The sequence below is a fragment of the Jujubicoccus corallicola genome (assembly GCF_047345645.1).
GTDB lineage: Bacteria > Pseudomonadota > Alphaproteobacteria > Rhodobacterales > Rhodobacteraceae > JBLEFH01.
In genome coordinates this window covers 193,898-213,405 of the sequence record NZ_JBLEFH010000002.1, presented here as the reverse complement: position 1 = coordinate 213,405, position 19,508 = coordinate 193,898, and the positions used below count along the sequence as shown (strand labels likewise).

Annotated in this window: 19 protein-coding genes and 1 other RNA gene; 8 read left to right on the top strand and 12 right to left on the bottom strand. The window is 62.9% G+C overall.

Annotated features, from left to right (window positions below):
- Nucleotides 1-133: 133 nt before the first annotated feature.
- Genes murD through ACMA5I_RS03800 form a run of 9 tightly spaced genes read right to left on the bottom strand, consistent with a single transcriptional unit; the run spans nt 134 to nt 9,574 of the window.
- Nucleotides 134-1,528, bottom strand: a complete 1,395-nt coding sequence (gene murD, locus ACMA5I_RS03840; protein ID WP_525884913.1) for a UDP-N-acetylmuramoyl-L-alanine--D-glutamate ligase — start codon at nt 1,526-1,528, stop codon at nt 134-136.
- Nucleotides 1,529-1,537: 9 nt separating this feature from the next.
- Nucleotides 1,538-1,987 (bottom strand): hypothetical protein, encoded by a 450-nt coding sequence (locus ACMA5I_RS03835; protein ID WP_525884912.1) that lies wholly within the window; start codon nt 1,985-1,987, stop codon nt 1,538-1,540.
- Between the two features lie 8 nt (nt 1,988-1,995).
- Nucleotides 1,996-3,081 carry a phospho-N-acetylmuramoyl-pentapeptide-transferase gene (gene mraY / locus ACMA5I_RS03830; protein WP_525884911.1) on the bottom strand — a complete coding sequence of 362 codons (1,086 nt, stop codon included), beginning with the start codon at nt 3,079-3,081 and terminating at the stop codon, nt 1,996-1,998.
- Nucleotides 3,081-4,523 (bottom strand): UDP-N-acetylmuramoyl-tripeptide--D-alanyl-D-alanine ligase, encoded by a 1,443-nt coding sequence (locus tag ACMA5I_RS03825; RefSeq protein ID WP_525884910.1) that lies wholly within the window; start codon nt 4,521-4,523, stop codon nt 3,081-3,083. Before ACMA5I_RS03825 ends, mraY begins: the two co-directional genes overlap by 1 nt.
- A complete protein-coding gene (locus ACMA5I_RS03820; RefSeq protein WP_525884909.1) occupies nt 4,520-5,992 on the bottom strand; it encodes a UDP-N-acetylmuramoyl-L-alanyl-D-glutamate--2,6-diaminopimelate ligase in 1,473 nt (490 codons plus the stop codon). The genes ACMA5I_RS03825 and ACMA5I_RS03820 overlap by 4 nt, the downstream gene beginning before the upstream one ends.
- 1 nt (nt 5,993) lies before the next feature.
- Entirely contained in the window at nt 5,994-7,820 is a 1,827-nt protein-coding gene (locus ACMA5I_RS03815; protein WP_525884908.1) for a peptidoglycan D,D-transpeptidase FtsI family protein, read from the bottom strand.
- Between the two features lie 4 nt (nt 7,821-7,824).
- Nucleotides 7,825-8,136 (bottom strand): cell division protein FtsL, encoded by a 312-nt coding sequence (gene ftsL, locus ACMA5I_RS03810; RefSeq protein ID WP_525884907.1) that lies wholly within the window; start codon nt 8,134-8,136, stop codon nt 7,825-7,827.
- Nucleotides 8,133-9,101, bottom strand: a complete 969-nt coding sequence (rsmH, locus tag ACMA5I_RS03805; protein ID WP_525884906.1) for a 16S rRNA (cytosine(1402)-N(4))-methyltransferase RsmH — start codon at nt 9,099-9,101, stop codon at nt 8,133-8,135. The genes ftsL and rsmH overlap by 4 nt, the downstream gene beginning before the upstream one ends.
- Nucleotides 9,098-9,574, bottom strand: coding sequence for a division/cell wall cluster transcriptional repressor MraZ (locus ACMA5I_RS03800; RefSeq protein WP_525884905.1), 477 nt, complete (start codon nt 9,572-9,574; stop codon nt 9,098-9,100). Before ACMA5I_RS03800 ends, rsmH begins: the two co-directional genes overlap by 4 nt.
- Nucleotides 9,575-10,170: 596 nt before the next feature.
- On the opposite strand from ACMA5I_RS03800, the gene ACMA5I_RS03795 reads away from it, so the two are divergent.
- Nucleotides 10,171-11,355 (top strand): FAD-dependent oxidoreductase, encoded by a 1,185-nt coding sequence (locus ACMA5I_RS03795; RefSeq protein WP_525884904.1) that lies wholly within the window; start codon nt 10,171-10,173, stop codon nt 11,353-11,355.
- 32 nt (nt 11,356-11,387) lie between these two features.
- Here the strand turns inward: ACMA5I_RS03795 and rnpB are convergent.
- The 3 genes from rnpB to ACMA5I_RS03780 form a co-directional block, all read right to left on the bottom strand.
- Nucleotides 11,388-11,745, bottom strand: an RNA gene (gene rnpB, locus ACMA5I_RS03790) — RNase P RNA component class A.
- Between the two features lie 10 nt (nt 11,746-11,755).
- Entirely contained in the window at nt 11,756-12,445 is a 690-nt protein-coding gene (locus ACMA5I_RS03785) for an N-acetylmuramoyl-L-alanine amidase (protein ID WP_525884903.1), read from the bottom strand.
- The gene (locus ACMA5I_RS03780) at nt 12,442-13,428 is read right to left on the bottom strand and encodes an RNA pseudouridine synthase (RefSeq protein WP_525884902.1); all 987 of its coding nucleotides are present in this window, start codon (nt 13,426-13,428) and stop codon (nt 12,442-12,444) included. The genes ACMA5I_RS03785 and ACMA5I_RS03780 overlap by 4 nt, the downstream gene beginning before the upstream one ends.
- A gap of 43 nt (nt 13,429-13,471) precedes the next feature.
- Here ACMA5I_RS03780 and ACMA5I_RS03775 point away from each other — a divergent pair, with 43 nt between their 5' ends.
- The 7 genes from ACMA5I_RS03775 (at nt 13,472) to ACMA5I_RS03745 (ending at nt 19,458) form a co-directional block, all read left to right on the top strand.
- Complete coding sequence (locus ACMA5I_RS03775) at nt 13,472-13,924, top strand: nucleoside deaminase (protein WP_525884901.1); 453 nt, start codon at nt 13,472-13,474, stop codon at nt 13,922-13,924.
- A gap of 75 nt (nt 13,925-13,999) precedes the next feature.
- Nucleotides 14,000-14,689, top strand: coding sequence for a ceramidase domain-containing protein (locus tag ACMA5I_RS03770; protein WP_525884900.1), 690 nt, complete (start codon nt 14,000-14,002; stop codon nt 14,687-14,689).
- 30 nt (nt 14,690-14,719) lie between these two features.
- Nucleotides 14,720-15,007 (top strand): Asp-tRNA(Asn)/Glu-tRNA(Gln) amidotransferase subunit GatC, encoded by a 288-nt coding sequence (gene gatC, locus ACMA5I_RS03765; RefSeq protein ID WP_525884899.1) that lies wholly within the window; start codon nt 14,720-14,722, stop codon nt 15,005-15,007.
- Between the two features lie 3 nt (nt 15,008-15,010).
- Complete coding sequence (gene gatA, locus ACMA5I_RS03760) at nt 15,011-16,480, top strand: Asp-tRNA(Asn)/Glu-tRNA(Gln) amidotransferase subunit GatA (protein WP_525884898.1); 1,470 nt, start codon at nt 15,011-15,013, stop codon at nt 16,478-16,480.
- Between the two features lie 39 nt (nt 16,481-16,519).
- On the top strand, nt 16,520-17,041 hold the full coding sequence (locus ACMA5I_RS03755) for a hypothetical protein (protein WP_525884897.1): 522 nt from the start codon (nt 16,520-16,522) through the stop codon (nt 17,039-17,041).
- Between the two features lie 303 nt (nt 17,042-17,344).
- Entirely contained in the window at nt 17,345-18,274 is a 930-nt protein-coding gene (locus ACMA5I_RS03750; RefSeq protein WP_525884896.1) for a 5-bromo-4-chloroindolyl phosphate hydrolysis family protein, read from the top strand.
- A 2-nt stretch (nt 18,275-18,276) separates the two neighbouring features.
- Nucleotides 18,277-19,458 (top strand): toxic anion resistance protein, encoded by a 1,182-nt coding sequence (locus tag ACMA5I_RS03745; protein ID WP_525884895.1) that lies wholly within the window; start codon nt 18,277-18,279, stop codon nt 19,456-19,458.
- Nucleotides 19,459-19,508: the final 50 nt, after the last annotated feature.

Genomic DNA, 19,508 nt, shown 5'->3' with positions numbered 1-19,508 from the left:
CGTGCCTGTCTTGCCTCGATCCACCCTCTTTGGGGTGATTTGCAAAAGACTGTAGCACCAATTGAGGCAAGCTGACCAGCTTTTAGAGGGAATTTTCCGATGAATACGACAGCGCTGCGCGGGCCGTTGCTGTCTAGTCTTTCAGAAGCGGCTTCACCAGATCCTCAAAGTCCCGGCCGCGATGCTCGAAACTGGGATATTGGTCGAAACTCGCGCAAGCGGGCGCGAGCAGGATCACATCGCCCTCCCGCGCTTCTTCGGCAGCGCGGGCGACGGCGCGCTCCAGCGTCTCGCAGACCTCATGCGGCTCATTGCGGAGTGTCTGCGCGAAATCGGGCGCGGCCTCACCGATGAGATAGGTTTTCTCCACCCGGTCCATCAGCGGCAGAAGCGGCGTGATCCCGCCCTCCTTCGCCACACCGCCCGCGATCCAGCGGATGCGCTCGAACGCTTTCAGCGCCTGCTCGGCCGCATCGGCATTGGTCGCCTTGCTGTCATTGACCCAGGTCACCCCCTTCGCGGTCCCGAGGATCTGGCAGCGATGCGGCAAGCCGCCGAAACTCTCCAGCCCCTTGGCGAGATCCTTCGGCCCGATCCCGAGGCTCCGGCAGGCGGCCCAGGCGGCGCAGGCATTCTGATGGTTATGCGTGCCCGGCAACCCGCGCAGGCTGCGCAGATCGACTGAGGCCATCTGCTTCTCGCCGCGCCATTCGGTCAAAAACCCTTTACGCGCGAACACACGCCAGCCCGGCCCCGCAACCTTGCGGGCAGAGGAGATACGGATCACCTCGCTCCCGGTCGTCTCCATCTGGCCCGCGAGATAGCGCCCCTCCATCTGATCGACGCCAATTACAGCGCGGTTCGGCTGGCCAAGCGTGAAGAGCCGCGCCTTGGCCGCGAAATAGCCGCCCATGCCACCGTGCCGGTCGAGATGATCGAGCGAGAGATTCATGAACACCGCCACATCCGGGGCGAGCATCCGCGCCAGATCCGTCTGGTAGGAGGACAACTCCAGCACATAAACCATGCCATCCTCGGGCGGGTCGAGATCGAACACACCGCGCCCGATATTCCCGCCCATCTGCACCTTTCGGCCCGCCGTCTCCAGCAGATGCGCCGTCAGCGCCGTGGTGGTCGATTTGCCGTTCGAGCCGGTGATGCAGATCACCTTCGGCTCGGGGTCATACTCGCCCGCGATATCTTCCAGCGCCCGGAAGAACAGGCCGATGTCATTATCGACGGGCACCCCCCGGTCGAGCGCGGCGGCAATCACCGGATGCGGGGCGGGGTAAAGATGCGGAATGCCCGGCGAGGTGACGAGCAGATCGATCCCCTCCCATGACGCATCGCGCGTGAGATCACGGGTCTCGAACCCCTCCTCAGCGGCCTTCTCGCGACCCGCCTCATTGTCGTCCCAACAGATCGGCGTGCCGCCGGACGCAGCCACCGCGCGGGCGGCGGCAAGGCCGGAGCGACCGAGACCGAGGATCCCGATGGTTTGGGATTCGATGGAGGGGATGGGGATCATATACTAAGTCTAAGAGTACGAAGAAAGAATAAAAACGGACGTCATCAATGCAAAAATTATGAAAAACACCCACAAAGCAATCATAAAGAAATTAATAATAATATTATAGCCAGGCAATTCTTCCTTTAATTTACTATGTGAAATTAGCAATTGCAACATCGGAATGAAGAATGCCATCAACAAGATTAGAAGGAAGATAAGTCTCTGAAAATATTCAAGACGCGGAGCAGCTTGACCTTCAAATTTTAATTCCAAAATTATATCTAACACTGCCAAAAAAGAGAAAAAAAGCCCAAGGGAAACGAGAAAATCTCTCGCTTCAACTGCCATAGGCCTCAGAGATTTTTGCTCACCAGAAATACTGCCTACTTTTCCGTACAGTTCCATATATGCGAAATTTCCCTTCGATCCTGCGCGCGCTTGATCCAAACGCTTATCAAATGAGTCGTAGTCGATCATTGTTTACATCACCGCAGCTTCAACGTCGCCAGCCCGACCATCGCCAAGATCAGTGAGATAATCCAAAACCGGATGACGATCTGCGGCTCGGCCCAGCCTTTTTTCTCAAAATGGTGGTGGATCGGGGCCATCAGGAAGATGCGTTTCTTGGTGCGTTTGTAATAGGCGACCTGGATGATGACCGAGAGCGCTTCGACGACGAAGAGGCCGCCGACGATGGCCAGAACGATTTCGTGTTTGGTCGCGACGGCGATCGCGCCGAGAGCGCCGCCCAAGGCGAGCGAGCCGGTGTCGCCCATAAAGACCGCGGCGGGCGGTGCGTTATACCACAGGAACCCGAGGCCGCCGCCGATGAGGGCGAGGCAGAAGACGATCAACTCGCCCGCGCCGGGCACCTGGTGGACTTCGAGATATTCCGCGAAGACCGCGTTGCCGACGAAATAGGAGATGATGCCGAAGGTGCCTGCTGCGATCATCACCGGCATGATGGCAAGGCCGTCGAGGCCGTCGGTGAGGTTCACCGCGTTGGCCGCGCCGACGATCACGATCATGGCGAAGGGGATGTAGAGGAGACCCAGATTCATCAGAAAATTCTTGAAGAAGGGGAAGGCCAGATGCGCCGAAATGTCGCTTGGCTGCATCGACATGGCGACAAATCCGGCAGCGGCGGCGATGGCGAAGCCGGCCAGCAGGCGGATTTTGCCCGGCACCCCGGCGACATTCTGTTTGGAGACCTTGAGATAGTCGTCGGCAAAGCCAATCGCGCCGAAGCCAAGGGTCACGAGCAGGACCATCCAGACATAGGCATTGTCGAGTCGCGCCCAAAGGAGCGTCGAGACGGTTAACGCGCCGAGGATCAGCACGCCGCCCATGGTGGGCGTGCCGACCTTGGTCAGTAGATGCGCCTCCGGCCCGTCATCGCGGATCGGCTGGCCCTTTTTCTGCTTGCGCCGCAGCATGTTGATGATCGGCTTGCCGAAAATGAAGCCGAACAAAAGCGCCGTCAGGAAGGCCGCGCCAGCGCGGAAGGTGATGTAGCGAAAGAGGTTAAAGACCCCGCCCCCATCGGATAACTCAGACAAAAAATACAACATTACGCACTCTCCGAAGTCTGCTGGGGACGTGCATCGCCCAATTTCTTGATACCGTCAACGATGAGGCCCATCTTCGAGCCGAGCGAGCCCTTTACCATCACCACATCGCCCTCGTCGATCATCCGGCCAAGGCGCGGCAGAAATTCGCTGGAGCGCTCGACCCAGTCGCCGCGTTTGTTCCGCGGGAGCGCGTCATAAAGGGCACGCATGAGCGGGCCGACGCAATAAACGCGGTCAATCTGCGCCATGGAAGGGTTGGCGGCGATGGCGGCATGGGCCTCGGCTTCCGTCTCGCCAAGCTCCAGCATATCGCCAAGGATCGCGATGCGGCGGCCGCGCGCGACGCGCCCGTAACCGTCCAGCGGGCGCGAGGCGGCAAGCACATCGAGCGCCGCGCCCATGGAGGCCGGGTTAGCGTTGTAGCTTTCATCAATAAGATCAATGACCTCGCCATCCATCTCGCTGCGATGGATCTCCCAGCGAGCGCCGCGTCCGGGCGGGGGCCGCCAATCGGCGAGCGCCAGCGCCGCGCGGGCCGGGTCTGCGCCCGCCGCTTCCACAGCCGCCAGCACCGCCGAAGCGTTCTGTGCGAGGTGGCGACCCGGCGCGGCGAGTTTCACAAGCCGGTCGGTTTTGGCATGGCGCAGTTTGAACTGCGTGCCTTCATCCTGAAGCTGGATGCGGGTCAAACGGTAGTCGGGCCGCCCGGTCTGGCCGAAGCGCAGAACCTTTCCCGCCCGCGCTTTGGCTTCGCGGTAGAGGATCGGATAGGTGTCGATATCGCGGTTAATGACAGCGGTGCCGCCGGGGACAAGCCCCTCAAAAATCGCAGCTTTCTCCCGCGCAATCCCCGCGACATTCTCGAAGGCGGCGATATGCACCGGGGCGACCGTGGTGACAATCGCCACATGCGGCTGCGCCATGCGGGCCAGCGGGCCGATCTCGCCGGGATGGTTCATGCCGATCTCGATCACGGCGAAATCCGTGTCCTGCGGCATCCGCGCGAGGGTCAGAGGGACGCCCCAATGGTTGTTGTAACTCTTTTCAGCCGCATGGATTTTGCCCTGCCCGGCCAGCGCCGAGCGGAGCATTTCCTTGGTGCCGGTCTTGCCGACGGAGCCGGTCACGGCGATCACCTTCGCCTGGGTCCGCGCCCGCGCCGCGAGGCCGAGTTTTTCGAGAGCGGGCAGAACGTCGTCCACAATGAGCAGGGGCGCATCGGTCGCCACGCCTTCGGGGAGGTGCGACACCAGCGCCGCACCCGCACCCTTCTCCAAAGCCTGCGCGACGAAATCATGGCCGTCCCGCTGATCTTTGAGGGCCACGAAAAGATCGCCCTTTTCAATCGTCCGCGTGTCGATGGAGACGCCGTTCACATCCCACTCACCTTGCGCTTTGCCGCCGGTGGCCTTGGCCGCCTCCGCTGCTGTCCAAAGGCTCATACGCCCTTCTCCTCAAGCGCGCGCACGGCGACGCTGGCCATTTCCGCATCGTCGAAATGCAGCACATCGGTGCCGACGATTTGACCCGTCTCATGCCCCTTGCCCGCGATGAGCAGCGCATCGCCCGGCTTCAGCGCATCCACACCGGCAAGGATCGCTTCGGCGCGGTCGCCGACTTCGGTGGCCTCGGGCGCGGCCTCCATGATCGCGGCGCGGATGGTGGCCGGGTCCTCGGTGCGCGGGTTGTCGTCGGTGACGATCACCACATCGGCGTCCGCCGTGGCGGCCTCGCCCATCAGGGGCCGCTTGCCCGTGTCCCGGTCGCCGCCCGCGCCGAAGACGACCACAATCCGGCCCGGCACATGGGGGCGGAGCGCGCGGAGCGCGGTCGTCAGCGCATCGGGGGTGTGAGCGTAATCGACGAAAATCGTCGCACCATTGTCGCGTTTGGCGACGAGCTCCATCCGCCCGCGCACGGTCTCAAGCTGCGGCAGGACGCGAAACACCTGTGCCGGGTCTGCGCCGCAACCGATGACGAGGCCCGCCGCCAGCGCTGCGTTATGCGCCTGAAAGCCGCCGATCAGCGTCAGGCGGCATTGATAGACCTCGCTCTCATAGGCGAACCGCACATCCTGCCCCGCCGGATCGAAACGCGCCGAGAGGATGCGCAGATCCGCCGTCTCCGCCTCGCCGACCGTCAGCACACGAAGCCCGCGCGCGGAAGCGGCGTCCACCACCTCCTGCCCGCGCGGATCGTCGATATTGATCACCGCCACGCCGTCATGGGGCAGAACGCGGGTGAAAAGACCGAGCTTGGCCTGAAAATACTCTTCCGCATCTGCGTGATAGTCGAGATGGTCGCGGGTGATATTGGTGAACGCCCCGGCCCGCAATTGCACCCCGTCGAGGCGGTGCTGCGCGAGACCGTGGGAGGACGCTTCCATTGCCGCATGGGTCACGCCTTTCGCATCGAGATCGGCCAAGAGCGCATGGAGCGTCACCGGCTCGGGCGTCGTATGGGTCAGCGGCGCCGCGACCGCGCCTTCCACGCCGGTCGTGCCGAAATTCACCGCCTCGAAGCCAAGCGCTTCCCAGATTTGCCGCGTGAAACTGGAGACCGAGGTTTTGCCATTCGTCCCCGTGACCGCGACGATGGTTTCGGGCTGCGCCGCGTGAAAGCGGGCGGCAGCACGGGCGAGCGCAAGGCGGGGATTGGCGTCGATCAGGATCACCGTGTCATGGCCCGGAACTGTCTCGTCGATGATCCGCGCGCCCTCCTCATCGGTCAGAACCGCCGCCGCGCCCATGCGGATCGCATATTGCGCAAACTCACCGCCATGAACCTTGGTGCCCGGCAAGGCCGCGAAAAGATGGCCCTTTTCCACCTTTCGACTGTCCACGGAAAGACCAGAAATGGACGGATCGCCCGGCCCCTTGAGGCCGAGCGCGGAAAGCGGCTTTGCAGTCATGTTAATCCCAGCTCGTTGTCGCGAGTGTTACTTTGGGCGCAGAGTTGTCGCCGCCGCCGTTCTTGTCAAGTTTCGGGCGCAGGCCCATGAGCGGCGCGACCCGTTCAATGGCTTTCGCGGCGACCGGCACGGCGGTCCAGCCCGCGGTGCGGATGCGGGTGCCGTTGATGATCGCCACCGGCTCATCGAGCGAGAGGACGAGGACATATTCGGGGTCCGACGCCGGAAACACGCCCGCGAAGGTCGCCAGCACCTTGTTCTCATAATAGCCACCCTGCGGGTTCGGCTTGTCCGCCGTCCCGGTTTTCGCGCCGACCTCATAGCCCGCCACATCCGCCTTGCTCGCGGTGCCGCGCGTGACCACCTGACGCAGAATGTCGCGCAGGCGGGCGGAGTTTTCTTCCGAGATGATCCGGTCAGCCTCGGTCGGGAGCGGGCTGTCCTTCAGCAGCGACGGCGTCACTTTCAGCCCGCCATTGACCATGGTGGCATAGGCGGTCGCGAGGTGCAGCGGCGTCGCCGCAATGCCGTGGCCATAAGAGACGGTCATGGTCGACAGTTCCGACCAGCGCGGCGGCAGCATAGGCATGGAGCCCGCGGCTTCGGTCAACTCCACCGGCAGCGGGGAGAAGAAGCCGAGACCCTTGAGGAAATTCTGCTGCGCTTCCTTGCCCGCGTGAACCGCGAGCTTGGCCGAGCCGATATTGGACGACTTCACCATGATGTCCGTCACCGACAACTCATTGCCGTAATTGCGGAAATCGCGGATCGTATATTTGCCCCATTTCCACGGGCCGCGAATGTCGATCACGGTGTAAGGGCCGACGAGCCCCTTCTCCATCGCATTGGCGACGGCGAAGAGTTTGAAGGTCGAGCCCAGCTCATAGTTTCCCTGCGCCACGCGGTTGAAGAGCGGCGAAAGGGCCGGGTCTTCATATTGCCCCGGCAGCGGGCGGTTGTTCGGATCAAAATCGGGGAGCGACGCCATGGCCACGATGCGGCCGGTCTTGGCCTCCATCAGCACCGCGCCCGCGCCCTTGGCCTGATAGTCCGCCATGCCTTGCGCCAGCACCTGCTCCAGCGCGATTTGCGCCGAAATATCAAGGGACAGCTCCAGCGGCTTGCCCGCTTCCGGGTCGCGCAGATAGGTGTCGAACCATTTCTCGACCCCGGCCCGGCCCACGACTTCCGCCGCGCGCACGCCTTCGCGGCCAAAACCGGCACCGCCGAGGATATGCGATGCGACCGCCGCATTAGGGTAGAGCCGCATTTCGCGGGAGCCGAATTTCAGCCCCGGCTCGCCCAGATCATGAACCGCCTGCTGCTGCTCCGGGCTGATGACCTTGCGCACCCAGTGGAAGGTCTGCTTGCCGGTGAATTTTTCGTAAAGGGTGTCGGCGTTGAGATCCGGGAAAATCCGCGCCAGCCCGTACGCGGCGGCGCGCGGGTCCACCAGATCGCGGGTTTCGACGTAAAGCGCGTTGGTCTGCACATTCGTTGCCAGCACCGCGCCGTTGCGGTCCACGATATCGGCGCGCTCGGCCAGGATCGCATGACGGTCAGGTGTCGCAATCGGCGCCGCTTCCCCGCTGCCCGCGATGATCGCCATCTTCACCGCAACCGAGCTGAAGCACAGCACAAAGAACCCGCCAAGCAGGAACATCCGCCCTTCCGAGCGGCGGCGGCGTGTCGAATTCATCTCCGCTTGGCGCGCCTGACGGATCTCCTGCTCGATCGGCGCGGGATCATTGCCCTTGGCGCGGGCGGCGATCACACGGGCCAGCGGGCGCAGCGGGCGGCGGACGTGATGGGCGGCTTTCCGGATCATAGGGTTACTCCGCACTGGTCAGTTGCGCCTCGGCGGCGAAAGGAACATTGGCGACCGCGCCAAACTGGCTGGGATGGAGCGGCTGAAGCCCAAGCTCCCCCTGATAGCGGTTCACCAGACGAATGAGACGCTCGGGACGGTTGAGAAAGGCCCATTCCGCTTCGAGCATCCGGATCTTTTCCTGCTCGCGCTCCAGCCCGGTCTCGATCTGGCGCAAGTCGTCCATCGCGGCGCGGGTGCGGTAGTTTTCCGAATAAGCCCAGGCGGCCGCGGCCACCATCAGAACGAAACCGGCAATCGTGACAAGCACTCTCATGAAGATCTCCTTTTTCGCTGCGCGCCCGGCATCCCAAGGGCGGCGGCGTCAACGGGAAGCGGGCGGGCCTCGGTCCGGCGCGCCACGCGAAGTTTGGCGGAGCGAGCCCGAGGGTTGCGGTCAATTTCGGTATCGCTCGGCGCAATCGCCTTGCGCGGCGCGAGCACGAAGGTCGGTTCAGGCCCTTCCTGAGCGGGTGCGTGGCGACTCCCCTTCGCAGCGCTGTCCGAACGGCTCTGCATGAAGCGTTTGACGATCCGGTCCTCCAGCGAATGAAAGGTCACGACCGCGAGCCAACCGCCCGGCTTGAGGATCCGCTCCGCCGCCGCGAGCCCCGCGACCAACTCGCCCAACTCGTCATTCACGGCAATGCGCAGCGCCTGAAAGCTGCGGGTCGCCGGATGGGGCTGGCCCGGTCTCTGGCGCGGCATGACGGAAGAAATCACCTCCGCGAGCGCGAGCGTCCGGCTATGGGGACGCGACTCCACGATCTTGCGGGCGATCCGCCGGGAGGCACGCTCTTCGCCGTAAAGGTAAAGCAAATCCGCCAGTTCCGCTTCGGAGAGGGAATTCACCAGATCCGCCGCGCTCGGCCCTTCCTGCGCCATACGCATGTCGAGCGGCCCGTCCTTCTGGAAGGAAAACCCGCGCTCCGCCTCGTCGATCTGCATGGACGACACACCAATATCGAGCACGACGCCATCGACCGGCCCGTCCACCATCTCATCGAGTTTGGAAAACGTCCCGCGCGTCAGTGTGATCGTGGGCCAATCCGCGAGCCAGCCGGAACGCGCATGAACATCCGGGTCGCGGTCGATCCCGGTGACATGGCTCGCCCCAGCCTCCACCAGCGCCCGCGCATAGCCGCCCGCGCCGAATGTGCCGTCGATCCAATGCCCCTCAACGGGCGCAACCGCTTCGATCAGCGGCTCGATGAGAACGGGGATATGGGGCGCGTCGCTCATGCCTCGCCCCCCAGAAGATCGCCGAGATCCAGATCGTCGTCGTCGAGCATCGCTTCGTCGGCGTCGAAGGCGTCGGGCGACCAGATCTGGAAGCTTTCGCCCATGCCGGAGAACTGCACTTCGCCGCTCACGCCGATCTTGTCGCGCAACTCCTTGGACAAAACGATCCGGCCCGTATCGTCGAGTTGCATCTCCACCGAGCGGCGGAACAGCAGCTTTTCGGCCCGTTTGCGTTTGTCGGAAAAGCGCGGCAGGGCGGCGATCATCTCGCTGATCCCGTTCATACCGATCCGGCTGTAGCCTTCCAGATAGGGCTGGCTCGACGGGCCCCAGACGAGAATGACGGTCGGCGGCTTGCCGGCTTCGCGGGTGGGGTCGCCCTCTTCGAGCACACGGCGGAACTGGGCCGGAATCGACATCCGCCCCTTCGTGTCAACCTTGCTTTTCGGGCTGCCCCGAAATTGGTCGTTCACGCCAAATCCCCTTCCAAGACGAAAAGGGCGGACCGTGCCTGCTCCGCACGATCCGCCGCTTTCGCATTACGCCCGACTGCATCTGCTCGCTGTCGCGTCGGATCATTTTTTCGGTGAAGACGGTGCCTGTATGAAACCTGCTCTTTTTCTTATCCGGGATCGTTGTCCCGTCCGCTCTTCATCGTGCATTTGGTATCCCATGGGAGCTTATGGAAATCAATGGGAATTTCTCCCACAGGCAAGTTGCACACATGGGAAATCATGCTGCGATGCATGAAAATACGGAACATCTATGTAAACGGAGTGATTAACCACACCAGATATAGTGGCGGTGTTCGGTGGGCATCATTCCCAAAAAATCGACATCCGCGACTTTATACACGGAGTTATCCACAGGCAATTGGGAGAAATCTGCGTGAATTCCCGCGATTTCCCATGATGTGGGGGTGATTCGTTTTCCCAATATCCGCTGATCCGCTCTCGAAATTGGGTATCCGCCCCAAAAATTTGGGATTTCATGGGCGACGTTTTTCGCGCCGCGCTGTTGCTAATGACGCTGAGGTCAGCATACGGTGCGGCGACGTGAGGGGTGCAGGATGAAAATTGCCATTTGCGGCTGTGGGATCGGCGGGCTCGCCGCCGCCATTCTGGCCAAACGCGCGGGCTTCTCCATCGCGCTTTTCGATCAGTTCGACACGCCAAAACCCGTCGGCTCGGGCCTTGTGATCCAGCCGGTCGGGCTGCGCGTGCTAGAAGAGATTGGCGCGGCAGAGGCGGCTTTGGCCAAGGGCGCCAAAGGCTATTTCATGATCGGTCATGAAGCCAAAAACGGTCGCAAAATTCTCGACGTGTCCTATGGCCCGCCCGGCGGTCCGCATTTCGGTTTGGGCATTCATCGCGCCTCGCTTTTCGAGGCGCTGCTGGATGTTGCGACGAAAGACGGCATCGAGATCAAGGCGAAGCATCGCCTCGTGTCCACATCCCTTGCGCCCGAAGGCAGGCACCTCACCTTCGCCGATGGCAGCACTGCCGGACCCTTTGATCTGGTGATCGACACGACCGGCGCGAACTCGCCCATCAGCCCGCTGGTCTTCAAACCTCTCGCCTATGGCGCGATTTGGGGAACCGTGGATTGGCCGGAAGAGTGCGCCCTGCGCTACGACGCCCTGCAACAGCGCTATCGCCGCGCAACGCATATGATCGGCATCCTGCCCATCGGGACGCTGCCGGGGGAGGACAAACTCAAAGCCGCCCTGTTCTGGTCGCTCCCGCGCGCGAAGCTCAAGGCATGGCAAGAAACGCCGCTGGATGCCTGGCGCGATGAGGCGACCCGCCTCTGGCCCGACCTCGCGCCGTTCACCGCGCAGATCACCGACCACAGCCAGATGACCGCCGCCGTCTATTCCCATGGTTCCCTGCGCAAACCCTATGGTGAGCGGATCGTCTATATTGGCGACGCCGCGCACCGCGCCAGCCCGCAACTCGGGCAAGGGGCGAATATGGCCCTGCTCGACGCCTCGGCCCTGATCCGATCCCTCACAACATGGCCCCTGGACGACGCCCTGCCGAACTACGCCAAGGCGCGATGGCTGCATACCAACGCCTATCAGGCGATGAGTTGGATCTTCACACCGCTCTATCAGTCCGGCAATCGCGCCTTGCCCATCCTGCGCGACTATATCTTCGCGCCTTTCAGCCATATGCCGCCGATGCCGACGATCCTCAGCCATCTTGTGCGCGGCAGCCTGATCAATCCTATGCGGGGCCTGCCGCCAAGATAACGGCGCAGCCCTAGGGCGTTAGCACAGGTGAAAAACGCGGATGGCCTGTAAGCCGGATTCTGTAGCGAGCCTTGCGGCTCCCGATGACCATTCATCTTGGCGGACGGTTTGCACCGCCGCTCCTTGCAGCCAACCCGGAGCGCGAGGGCGAAAGGCGGCCCGATACGCTCCCTATTTGGCTTTGCTCCCGATGGGGCTTGCCCTGCCGCCCCCGTTACCGGCGGCGCGGTGCGCTCTTACCGCACCTTTTCACCCTGACCCGCGCAAGCGCGGGCGGTCTGTTTTCTGTGGCGCTGTCCCTCAGATTGCTCTGGCCGGGCGTTACCCGGCATCGTGCCCTTCTGGAGTCCGGACTTTCCTCACATTACGCGCGGTCATCCGGCCATCCGCAGGCGCGGGTTTAGGCTTGGGCGGCCTTCAGGTCAACGGGATAACGCGCGGCGAGGTCCGCGACGGCCGCGCGGTCGGCGTCGTTCGGGCCGGGTGAGCGGTCCCATGGGCGGAAGCGTTGGCGGAAAGCGTCCAGCACGGCGGCCTCTTCGGCAGGGGGATAGCCGAAGCGGCGGGCGTTTTCGAAAAAATCAGTTTGCGTGGCGGGTTGATCGGCCTGCGGCTCATACCAAACCGACAGCCCTTGCCGCGCCAAACGCCGCCAGTCAAAGGCCCGCCCCGGATCGTTTTTCCGTCCCGGCGCGAGGTCCGAGTGACCAATCACCCGATGCGGGCCGAGGCTGTAGCGCGCCATCAGCCCCCGCAGCAGCGACTCCAGCGCGTCCATTTGCTTTGCCGGAAAGGGCGGCGCGCGGTCATCCGTGACATGAAGCGCCAGCTCGATCCCGATGGAATGGCTGTTCACATCCGTGATCTCGCCCCACTGCCCGGCCCCGGCATGCCAGGCGCGGCGATCCTCGGCGACGAGTTGCTGGACCTCGCCCACCTCGGAAATCAGATAATGCGCCGAAACCTCGACCGCCGGATTGCAAAGCCGGTCAAACGCCGCCCGTGCGCTCTCCATGGCCGTGTAATGGAGGACAATAAGCTGCGGAAACCCGCCATCCCGCCGCTCGCCATGGCTCGGCGAGAGCATCAACGGCTCCTGCGGATGCTCGGGCGGCTCGGCTTGGCGGGGCCTTTGCCTTTAGGCGCGCCGGGTTTGCCACTCTGACCTTTCGAGCCGCCCGACTTCCCGCCTCCAGCCTTCGCGCCGACGGTCTTCCCGCCGCCCAATTTCCCAACCGCAGGCTTCCCGCCCGGTTTGCCCTTCGGCCCACCCGGCTTGCCGCGCCGCATCGGCCGCTTCTTCTGCGCCGCTTCATGCTTCTGCGCCTCGGCCTCAATGTCTTCCTGGCTGAGCCCCAACTGATCGCGCAGCACTTTGGGGCGGATCTCCTCCACCGCGCCGCGCGCCAGATCGCCAAGCTGGAACGGTCCATAAGACACACGGATCAGCCGGTTCACCTCGAAGCCGACCGCCTCCATGGCGCGGCGGATCTCACGGTTCTTGCCCTCACGGAGCCCGATGGTCAGCCACGCATTCGCACCCTGCACCCGGTCGAGCGAGACGGACATGCCCTGAAACCGCTCGCCGTCGATGGTGACACCTTTGCGGAGCGGCGCGAGGTCGGCGTCTTCCGGGTTCCCCTTTATGCGGACACGATATTTGCGGACCCAACCCGTCGCTGGCAATTCCAGTCGCCGCTTCAATTCGCCGTCATTGGTGAGGAGCAGCAGCCCCTCCGAATTCAGATCGAGCCGCCCGACGCTCATGACCCGCGGCATCTCCGGCGGCATTTTGTCGAACACCGTCTCGCGGCCCTTTTCGTCGCGCTCGCTGGTCACGAGGCCCGAGGGTTTGTGATACCGCCACATGCGGATCGGCTCCGGCGCTTTGAGCGGCTGCTCGTCCACTGTAATCTCGTCTTTCGGGCCGACATTGAGGGCCGGGCTGTCGATGGTCTTGCCGTTGACGGTCACCCGCCCGGCCTCAATCATCCGCTCCGCCTCGCGCCGCGACGCCACACCCGCCCGCGCAAGGCGCTTGGCGATCCGCTCTTGATCTGTTTCCTTGGTCATATCCGGGCTATACCGCGACAGGCGATCAGGAAACAGGGGAAAGATGGGCTTCACCTCATATATGGACATCGCGCTTGGCGAGGCCCGCGCGGCGGCGGCGCGCGGCGAAGTGCCTGTGGGGGCGGTGGTCGTGCGGCGTGGCGCTGTGCTGGCGCAAGCGGGCAACCGCACACGCGAGCTCTGCGATCCCTCCGCCCATGCCGAAATGATGGCGATCCGCGCGGCCTGCGCGGCGCTCGGCTCGGAACGGCTGACCGGCTGCGACCTCTATGTAACCCTGGAGCCCTGCCCCACCTGCGCCGGCGTCATCGCGGCGGCGCGGATCGCACGGCTCTATTACGGCGCAGCGGACCCGAAATCCGGCGGCGTGACCGTCGGCCCGCGCGTCTTCGACCACCCGCAAGCCCACCATGCGCCCGAAATCTATGGTGGGATCGCCGAATCCGAAGCCGCCGCCCTGCTCCGTGATTTCTTCACCGAACGGCGCGGCGCGTGACCCGGCGAGAAACGCAAGGCCAGCACCGCGCCGGGCACGGTCCGGCGCATCTTCATGGGACAGGAGACCCGGCGCATGTTTGAACAATTCGACGCCTATTGCGAGCGCACCGATTTTTCCTTCTGGTCCGAGCCGGTGAACGCCCTCACCAACCTCGCATTTATTCTCGCCGCCCTTATCGCGTGGCGGCGCATCGGCGGGCGGGCGGCACATCCGCTCAGCCAGACGCTCTGCCTCATTCTCTTCATCATCGGCATCGGCTCCTTCCTCTTCCACAGCTTCGCGACCGCTTGGGCCAGCCTCGCGGATACGCTCCCAATCCTCGCCTATGTCGTCACCTATATCTTCGCCGCGACCTTTCTCATCCTGCGCCAACCCGGCTGGCGCAGCGCGGCGCTGACCTTGGCGGGACTGGTCTTCGCCGTCTTCGCGGGCCGCGCCCTTGGGGCGATCCTGCCGCTCGGCTCATCCTCGACCTATGCAGGCATCCCGGTTCTCATCGCACTCTACAGCGTGATCCTGCGGGGCCGCGACCCGGAAACCGCCAAGGGGTGGATCATCGGCGCGGGCATTCTCGCGGTCTCCATCATCTTCCGCACGCTTGACGGCCCGATCTGCGACAGCTTCCCGCTCGGCACCCATTTCCTCTGGCATATCCTCAACGCCGTGATGCTCTGCCATATGATCCTCGTGCTGGAGCACGGTTATGCAAAGGTCGTTCTAGAGCGCGGCCGCCCCCTTGCCTCACCGCCGCGCCAGCGGTAAACCGCCCTCAACCAATCAAAGAGGACGCCGATGTCGATCGACACCGCAACAGCCGCCCGCGCCGCGCAACTGGCGCGTATTCGCGTCAAGGACGATGACCTGCCGCAACTCGCCGATGAGCTGAGCAAAATTCTCGATTTCGTCGAGCAGTTGAATGAGGTCGATGTGGAGGGCGTCGAGCCGCTCACCAATGTGAATGAGACCGCGCTCTATCGCCGCGAGGACGAGATCACGGCGGGCGAGATGCAGGACAAGGTCCTCGCCAACGCCCCCGATGCGCGCGAAGGCTTTTTCGCGGTCCCGAAAGTGGTGGAGTAAGACATGGATTTTCGCAATCTGACCATCGCGGACGCGCGCGAGCAGCTTCAGGGCGGGCTCTCCGCCGTCGATCTCACGGAAGCGGCGATTGCCGAGGTGGAGGCCGCCGCCCCGCTCAACGCCTATGTCCACACGACTTTTGACAAGGCGCGGGAACAGGCCAAGGCCGCCGATGCGAACAAGACCGGCGCGCTTTCGGGCATTCCGCTGGGCATCAAGGATCTCTTCTGCGTCGAGAATGTCCCGACGCAGGCGGCCTCGAAAATCCTCGACGGGTTCAAACCGCAATATGAATCCACCGTTACCCGCAAGCTGTGGGAATCCGGTGCGGTCATGCTCGGCAAGCTGAACATGGATGAATTCGCCATGGGCTCGTCGAATGAACATTCGGTCTATGGCCCGGCGGTCAGCCCGTGGCGGCGCAAGGGCGATGACGCGCAGATCACCGCAGGCGGCTCCTCGGGCGGCTCTGCGGCGGCGGTTGCCGCTGGCATCTGTCTTGGCGCCACCGGCACGGATACCGGCGGCTCGATCCGCCAGCCCGCGGCCTTCACCGGCACGGTGGGTCTGAAACCGACCTATGGCCGTGTCTCCCGCTGGGGGATCGTGGCTTATGCGTCCTCGCTCGATCAGGCGGGCCCGATGACCAAAACCGTGCGCGATGCGGCGATCATGCTCGGCGCGATGGCCGGTCACGACAAGATGGACAGCACCAGCGCGAATGTCCCGGTGCCGGATTATGAAGCGGCGCTGACCGGCGATCTCAAAGGCAAGCGCATCGGGATTCCCAAGGAATATCGCCTGGAAGGTCTCTCGGACGAGATCGACGCGGCCTGGAAAAAAGGCGCGGACCTTCTGCGCGATCAAGGCGCGGAGATCGTGGATATTTCCCTGCCCCACACCAAATACGCCCTGCCCGCCTACTATATTATCGCGCCGGCGGAAGCCTCTTCGAACCTCTCGCGCTATGACGGGGTGCGCTATGGCTACCGCGCCAAGCTTGATGCGGGCGACGGTGTGCAGGATATGTATGAGAAAACCCGCGCCGAAGGATTCGGCTCGGAAGTGCGCCGCCGCGTGATGGTCGGGGCCTATGTGCTTTCAGCCGGGTTCTACGACGCCTATTACCGCAAGGCGCAGCGGGTGCGCCGCCTCGTACGCCGCGATTTCACCGACGCTTTTGGGCAGGTGGACGCCATTTTGGCCCCCGCAACCCCCACCCCGGCCTTCGGTCTGGGCGAAGTCGCCGATAGTGACCCAATTGCCATGTATTTGAACGATGTGTTCACGATCACGGTGAATCTATCTGGCCTTCCAGCGGTATCTGTGCCAACTAGTTTAACGAATTCGGGACTGCCGCTTGGCCTCCAGCTTATTGGTCGTCCCTTTGAGGAAGATGCGCTCCTGAACCTGGCCTACGGGCTTGAAAGCGCCGCAGAATTTTCCGCCAAGCCGGAAGTCTGGTGGCGCTGATCCGAGGGTCGATCGGGGCGCGTGGAAAGGATAGTTATGATGTTGCGCAGCTTTGCACTGATTTCTGTGATTGCTCTTGGCGCCTGTGCGTCTCCGCCCGCGCCCAATTATGAGCAAACCGTCGCCACGCCCGGCGCCCAGCCGACCGCGGAAGGGGCTGCGGACCCGGCCGCTGTCGAGGTGAGCGGGATCTCGCAAACCAATGATTTTGATGCGATTCGTGAGGAAGAGACCATTGAATCGGACGCTGAGCGCCGCCGCCGTGCCGCTGCTCAGCTGGTCATTGATCAGCCGACCGCCGTGCCCGAGCGCGCCAATGGTGTGAACCTCGCAGAATATGCTTTGCAATCGACCCATCCGGTCGGCACCCGCATGTATCGCCGCAGCGGCGGGATCGGTGGCGGTGGCTGCTCGCGTTACGCCTCGGCTGACGCCGCACAGCGCGCGTTCCTGTCGAATGGCGGCCCGACCAATGACAACCAGAACCTCGACCGTGACGGCGATGGTTACGCCTGCAACTGGACGCCGGAGCCCTATCAGCGGATGCTGACGGCCAACTGAACGGCCTTGAATTGATTCGCAAAAAGCCGCTGCATGTCAGCGGCTTTTTCATTTTCAAACAAATCTCACCAAACTGTGATCGCAACGCTGCATCCGACGCGCAGCTTCCTTAACTTTTGCTTAGAGCGTCCCTATCTCTAGGATATGCTCCGGCTCGTCATCATTTTGGCCCTCGTGGCTTTCTGTGCAATGTTAATCGCGCGCATCGCGGGAGAGGGTAGCCATGCAAAACGGATTTCTCGGCAAGATCGCGTGGGTGGTTCTCGCGCTGATCATTCTGACTCTCGGTCTGGGAGGTCTGTGATGGCGGAACGCTGGGGGGGGCGCTACAGCCCTGAAAATTCGCGCCCCGAGGACTGGCAGCTCGATGCCGATGGCCGCCCGCCTGCCGCGAATTTCCGGGGCCGCAAGGTGCGCAAATCCCGGTTTCGGGCGCGGGCCATGTTCGCCCTGCCCATTCCACTCCTCTTCAGCGCGCTCGGCGCGATCAGCGGCGGCGATCCGATGGAAACCCTCGGACGGCTCGGCGGCTTCGCGCTCCTGATGCTCGCTGCATGGATCAATGTGGACGGGCTGAAAGCCGAAGACGCTTATAACGAACGCAAAATTGCCCGCCGCCCAGCCTTCCCCCGCAAAATTTTCGCCTCGGTGCTGACCGGCCTCGGCGTCGGTCTCGGTGCGACCCTTGGCTTTGGCACGGATATTATTGGCGGGGTCGTCTTTGGCCTCCTGGCCGGTGTCTCGCACAGCCTCGCCTTCGGTCTCGACCCGTTGAAAGACAAGGGCCTTGATGAGACCAACCGCTTCGACGCGGACCGCGCCATGCGCGCGGTTGAGGACGCCGAAAAGATGCTCAACGAGACCCTCGCCGCCTCGCGCCGTTTCAACGATCGCCGTCTCGAAGAGCGGGTGCGGGCCATGGCCACCGCCGCCCGCGAGATGTTTGCCCGCGTCGAGGAAGATCCGCGCGATCTGACCCGCGCCCGGAAATATCTCACCGTCTATTTGCAGGGCGCGCGGGATGCGACGCTGAAATTTGCCGATCTTTATGCGCGCAACCCGGAGACGGAATCCCGCGCCGAATATGTCGAATTGCTTGATGATCTGGAACAAAGCTTCCGTCAGAAGCGCGATATTTTGCTGGTCGAGGACCGCACCGATCTTGACGTTGAGATCGAAGTGCTTCGAGATCGGCTGCAACAAGAGGGGCTGGTGGCCCGTAAAGGAGAGTAACGATGTCGCAGAAAATCCGCGAACAGGCCGAAGCGGCCGTCAAAGATGTTGAGGATGTGGTGAATATGCCGCTGGCCGAGCCGAAAGATGAGGTGATTATCGTCGAGAATTTCGCGCCCCATGAGCAGGCGGAAGTCGAGCAGCGCAAGGCCGAGCTCAACATGGCCGACACCCAGTCGATCATCCAGTTTGGCTCGACCGCGCAGGCGGAGCTTCAGCAGATTTCGCAGGAAATGCTCTCGGGCGTGCGCAACAAGGATGTGGGGCCTGCGGGCAACTCGCTCCGCGAGATCGTCACCTCGATCCGCGGCTTCTCCGTCGATGAGCTGGACCCGAACCGCAAGCGCAGCTGGTGGGAGCGCCTTCTGGGCCGTGCAAAGCCCGTCGCCGAGTTCATGGCGCAATATGAGACGGTGCAGGCGCAGATCGACAAGATCACGACCGACCTTCTCGGCCATGAGCATCAGCTTTTGAAGGACATCAAGAGCCTCGACAAACTCTATGAAAAGACGCTGGATTTCTACGACGAACTGGCGCTTTACATCGCCGCCGGTCAGGAAAAGCTGAAAGAGCTCGACGAGAGCGTCATTCCCGCCAAGGAGCAGGAAGTGCAGGACGCGCCCGAAGATCAGGGCGTCATCAAGGCGCAGGAATTGCGTGATCTGCGTTCCGCCCGCGACGATCTGGAGCGCCGGGTGCATGACCTCAAGCTGACCCGTCAGGTCACCATGCAGTCGCTCCCCTCGATCCGCCTTGTGCAGGAGAACGACAAGAGCCTTGTGACCAAGATCAACTCCACGCTGGTCAACACTGTCCCGCTTTGGGAGACGCAACTGGCGCAGGCCGTCACCATCCACCGTTCGCGCGAAGCGGCGGGCGCGGTGAAGGAAGCCAATGACCTGACTAACGAACTGCTGACCAAAAACGCCGACAATCTCAAGCAAGCCAACCGCGAGGTGCGTGAGCAGATGGAGCGCGGCGTGTTCGATATCGAGGCGATCAAAAAGGCCAATGCCGATCTGATCGAGACGATTCAGGACAGCCTGCGCATTGCCGATGAAGGCAAATCCAAACGCGCGAAGGCCGAAGAAGAGCTGATCGCCATGGAAGAGGAGTTGAAAAATACCCTCGCAGCGGCCAAAGCTCAGAAGGGCGGTAACGCAAATGTTGGCGACGCCGTTTAAAACACATCGGAGGGGGATGGCGACATTCCCCTCCCCTTATGAAAGATCGA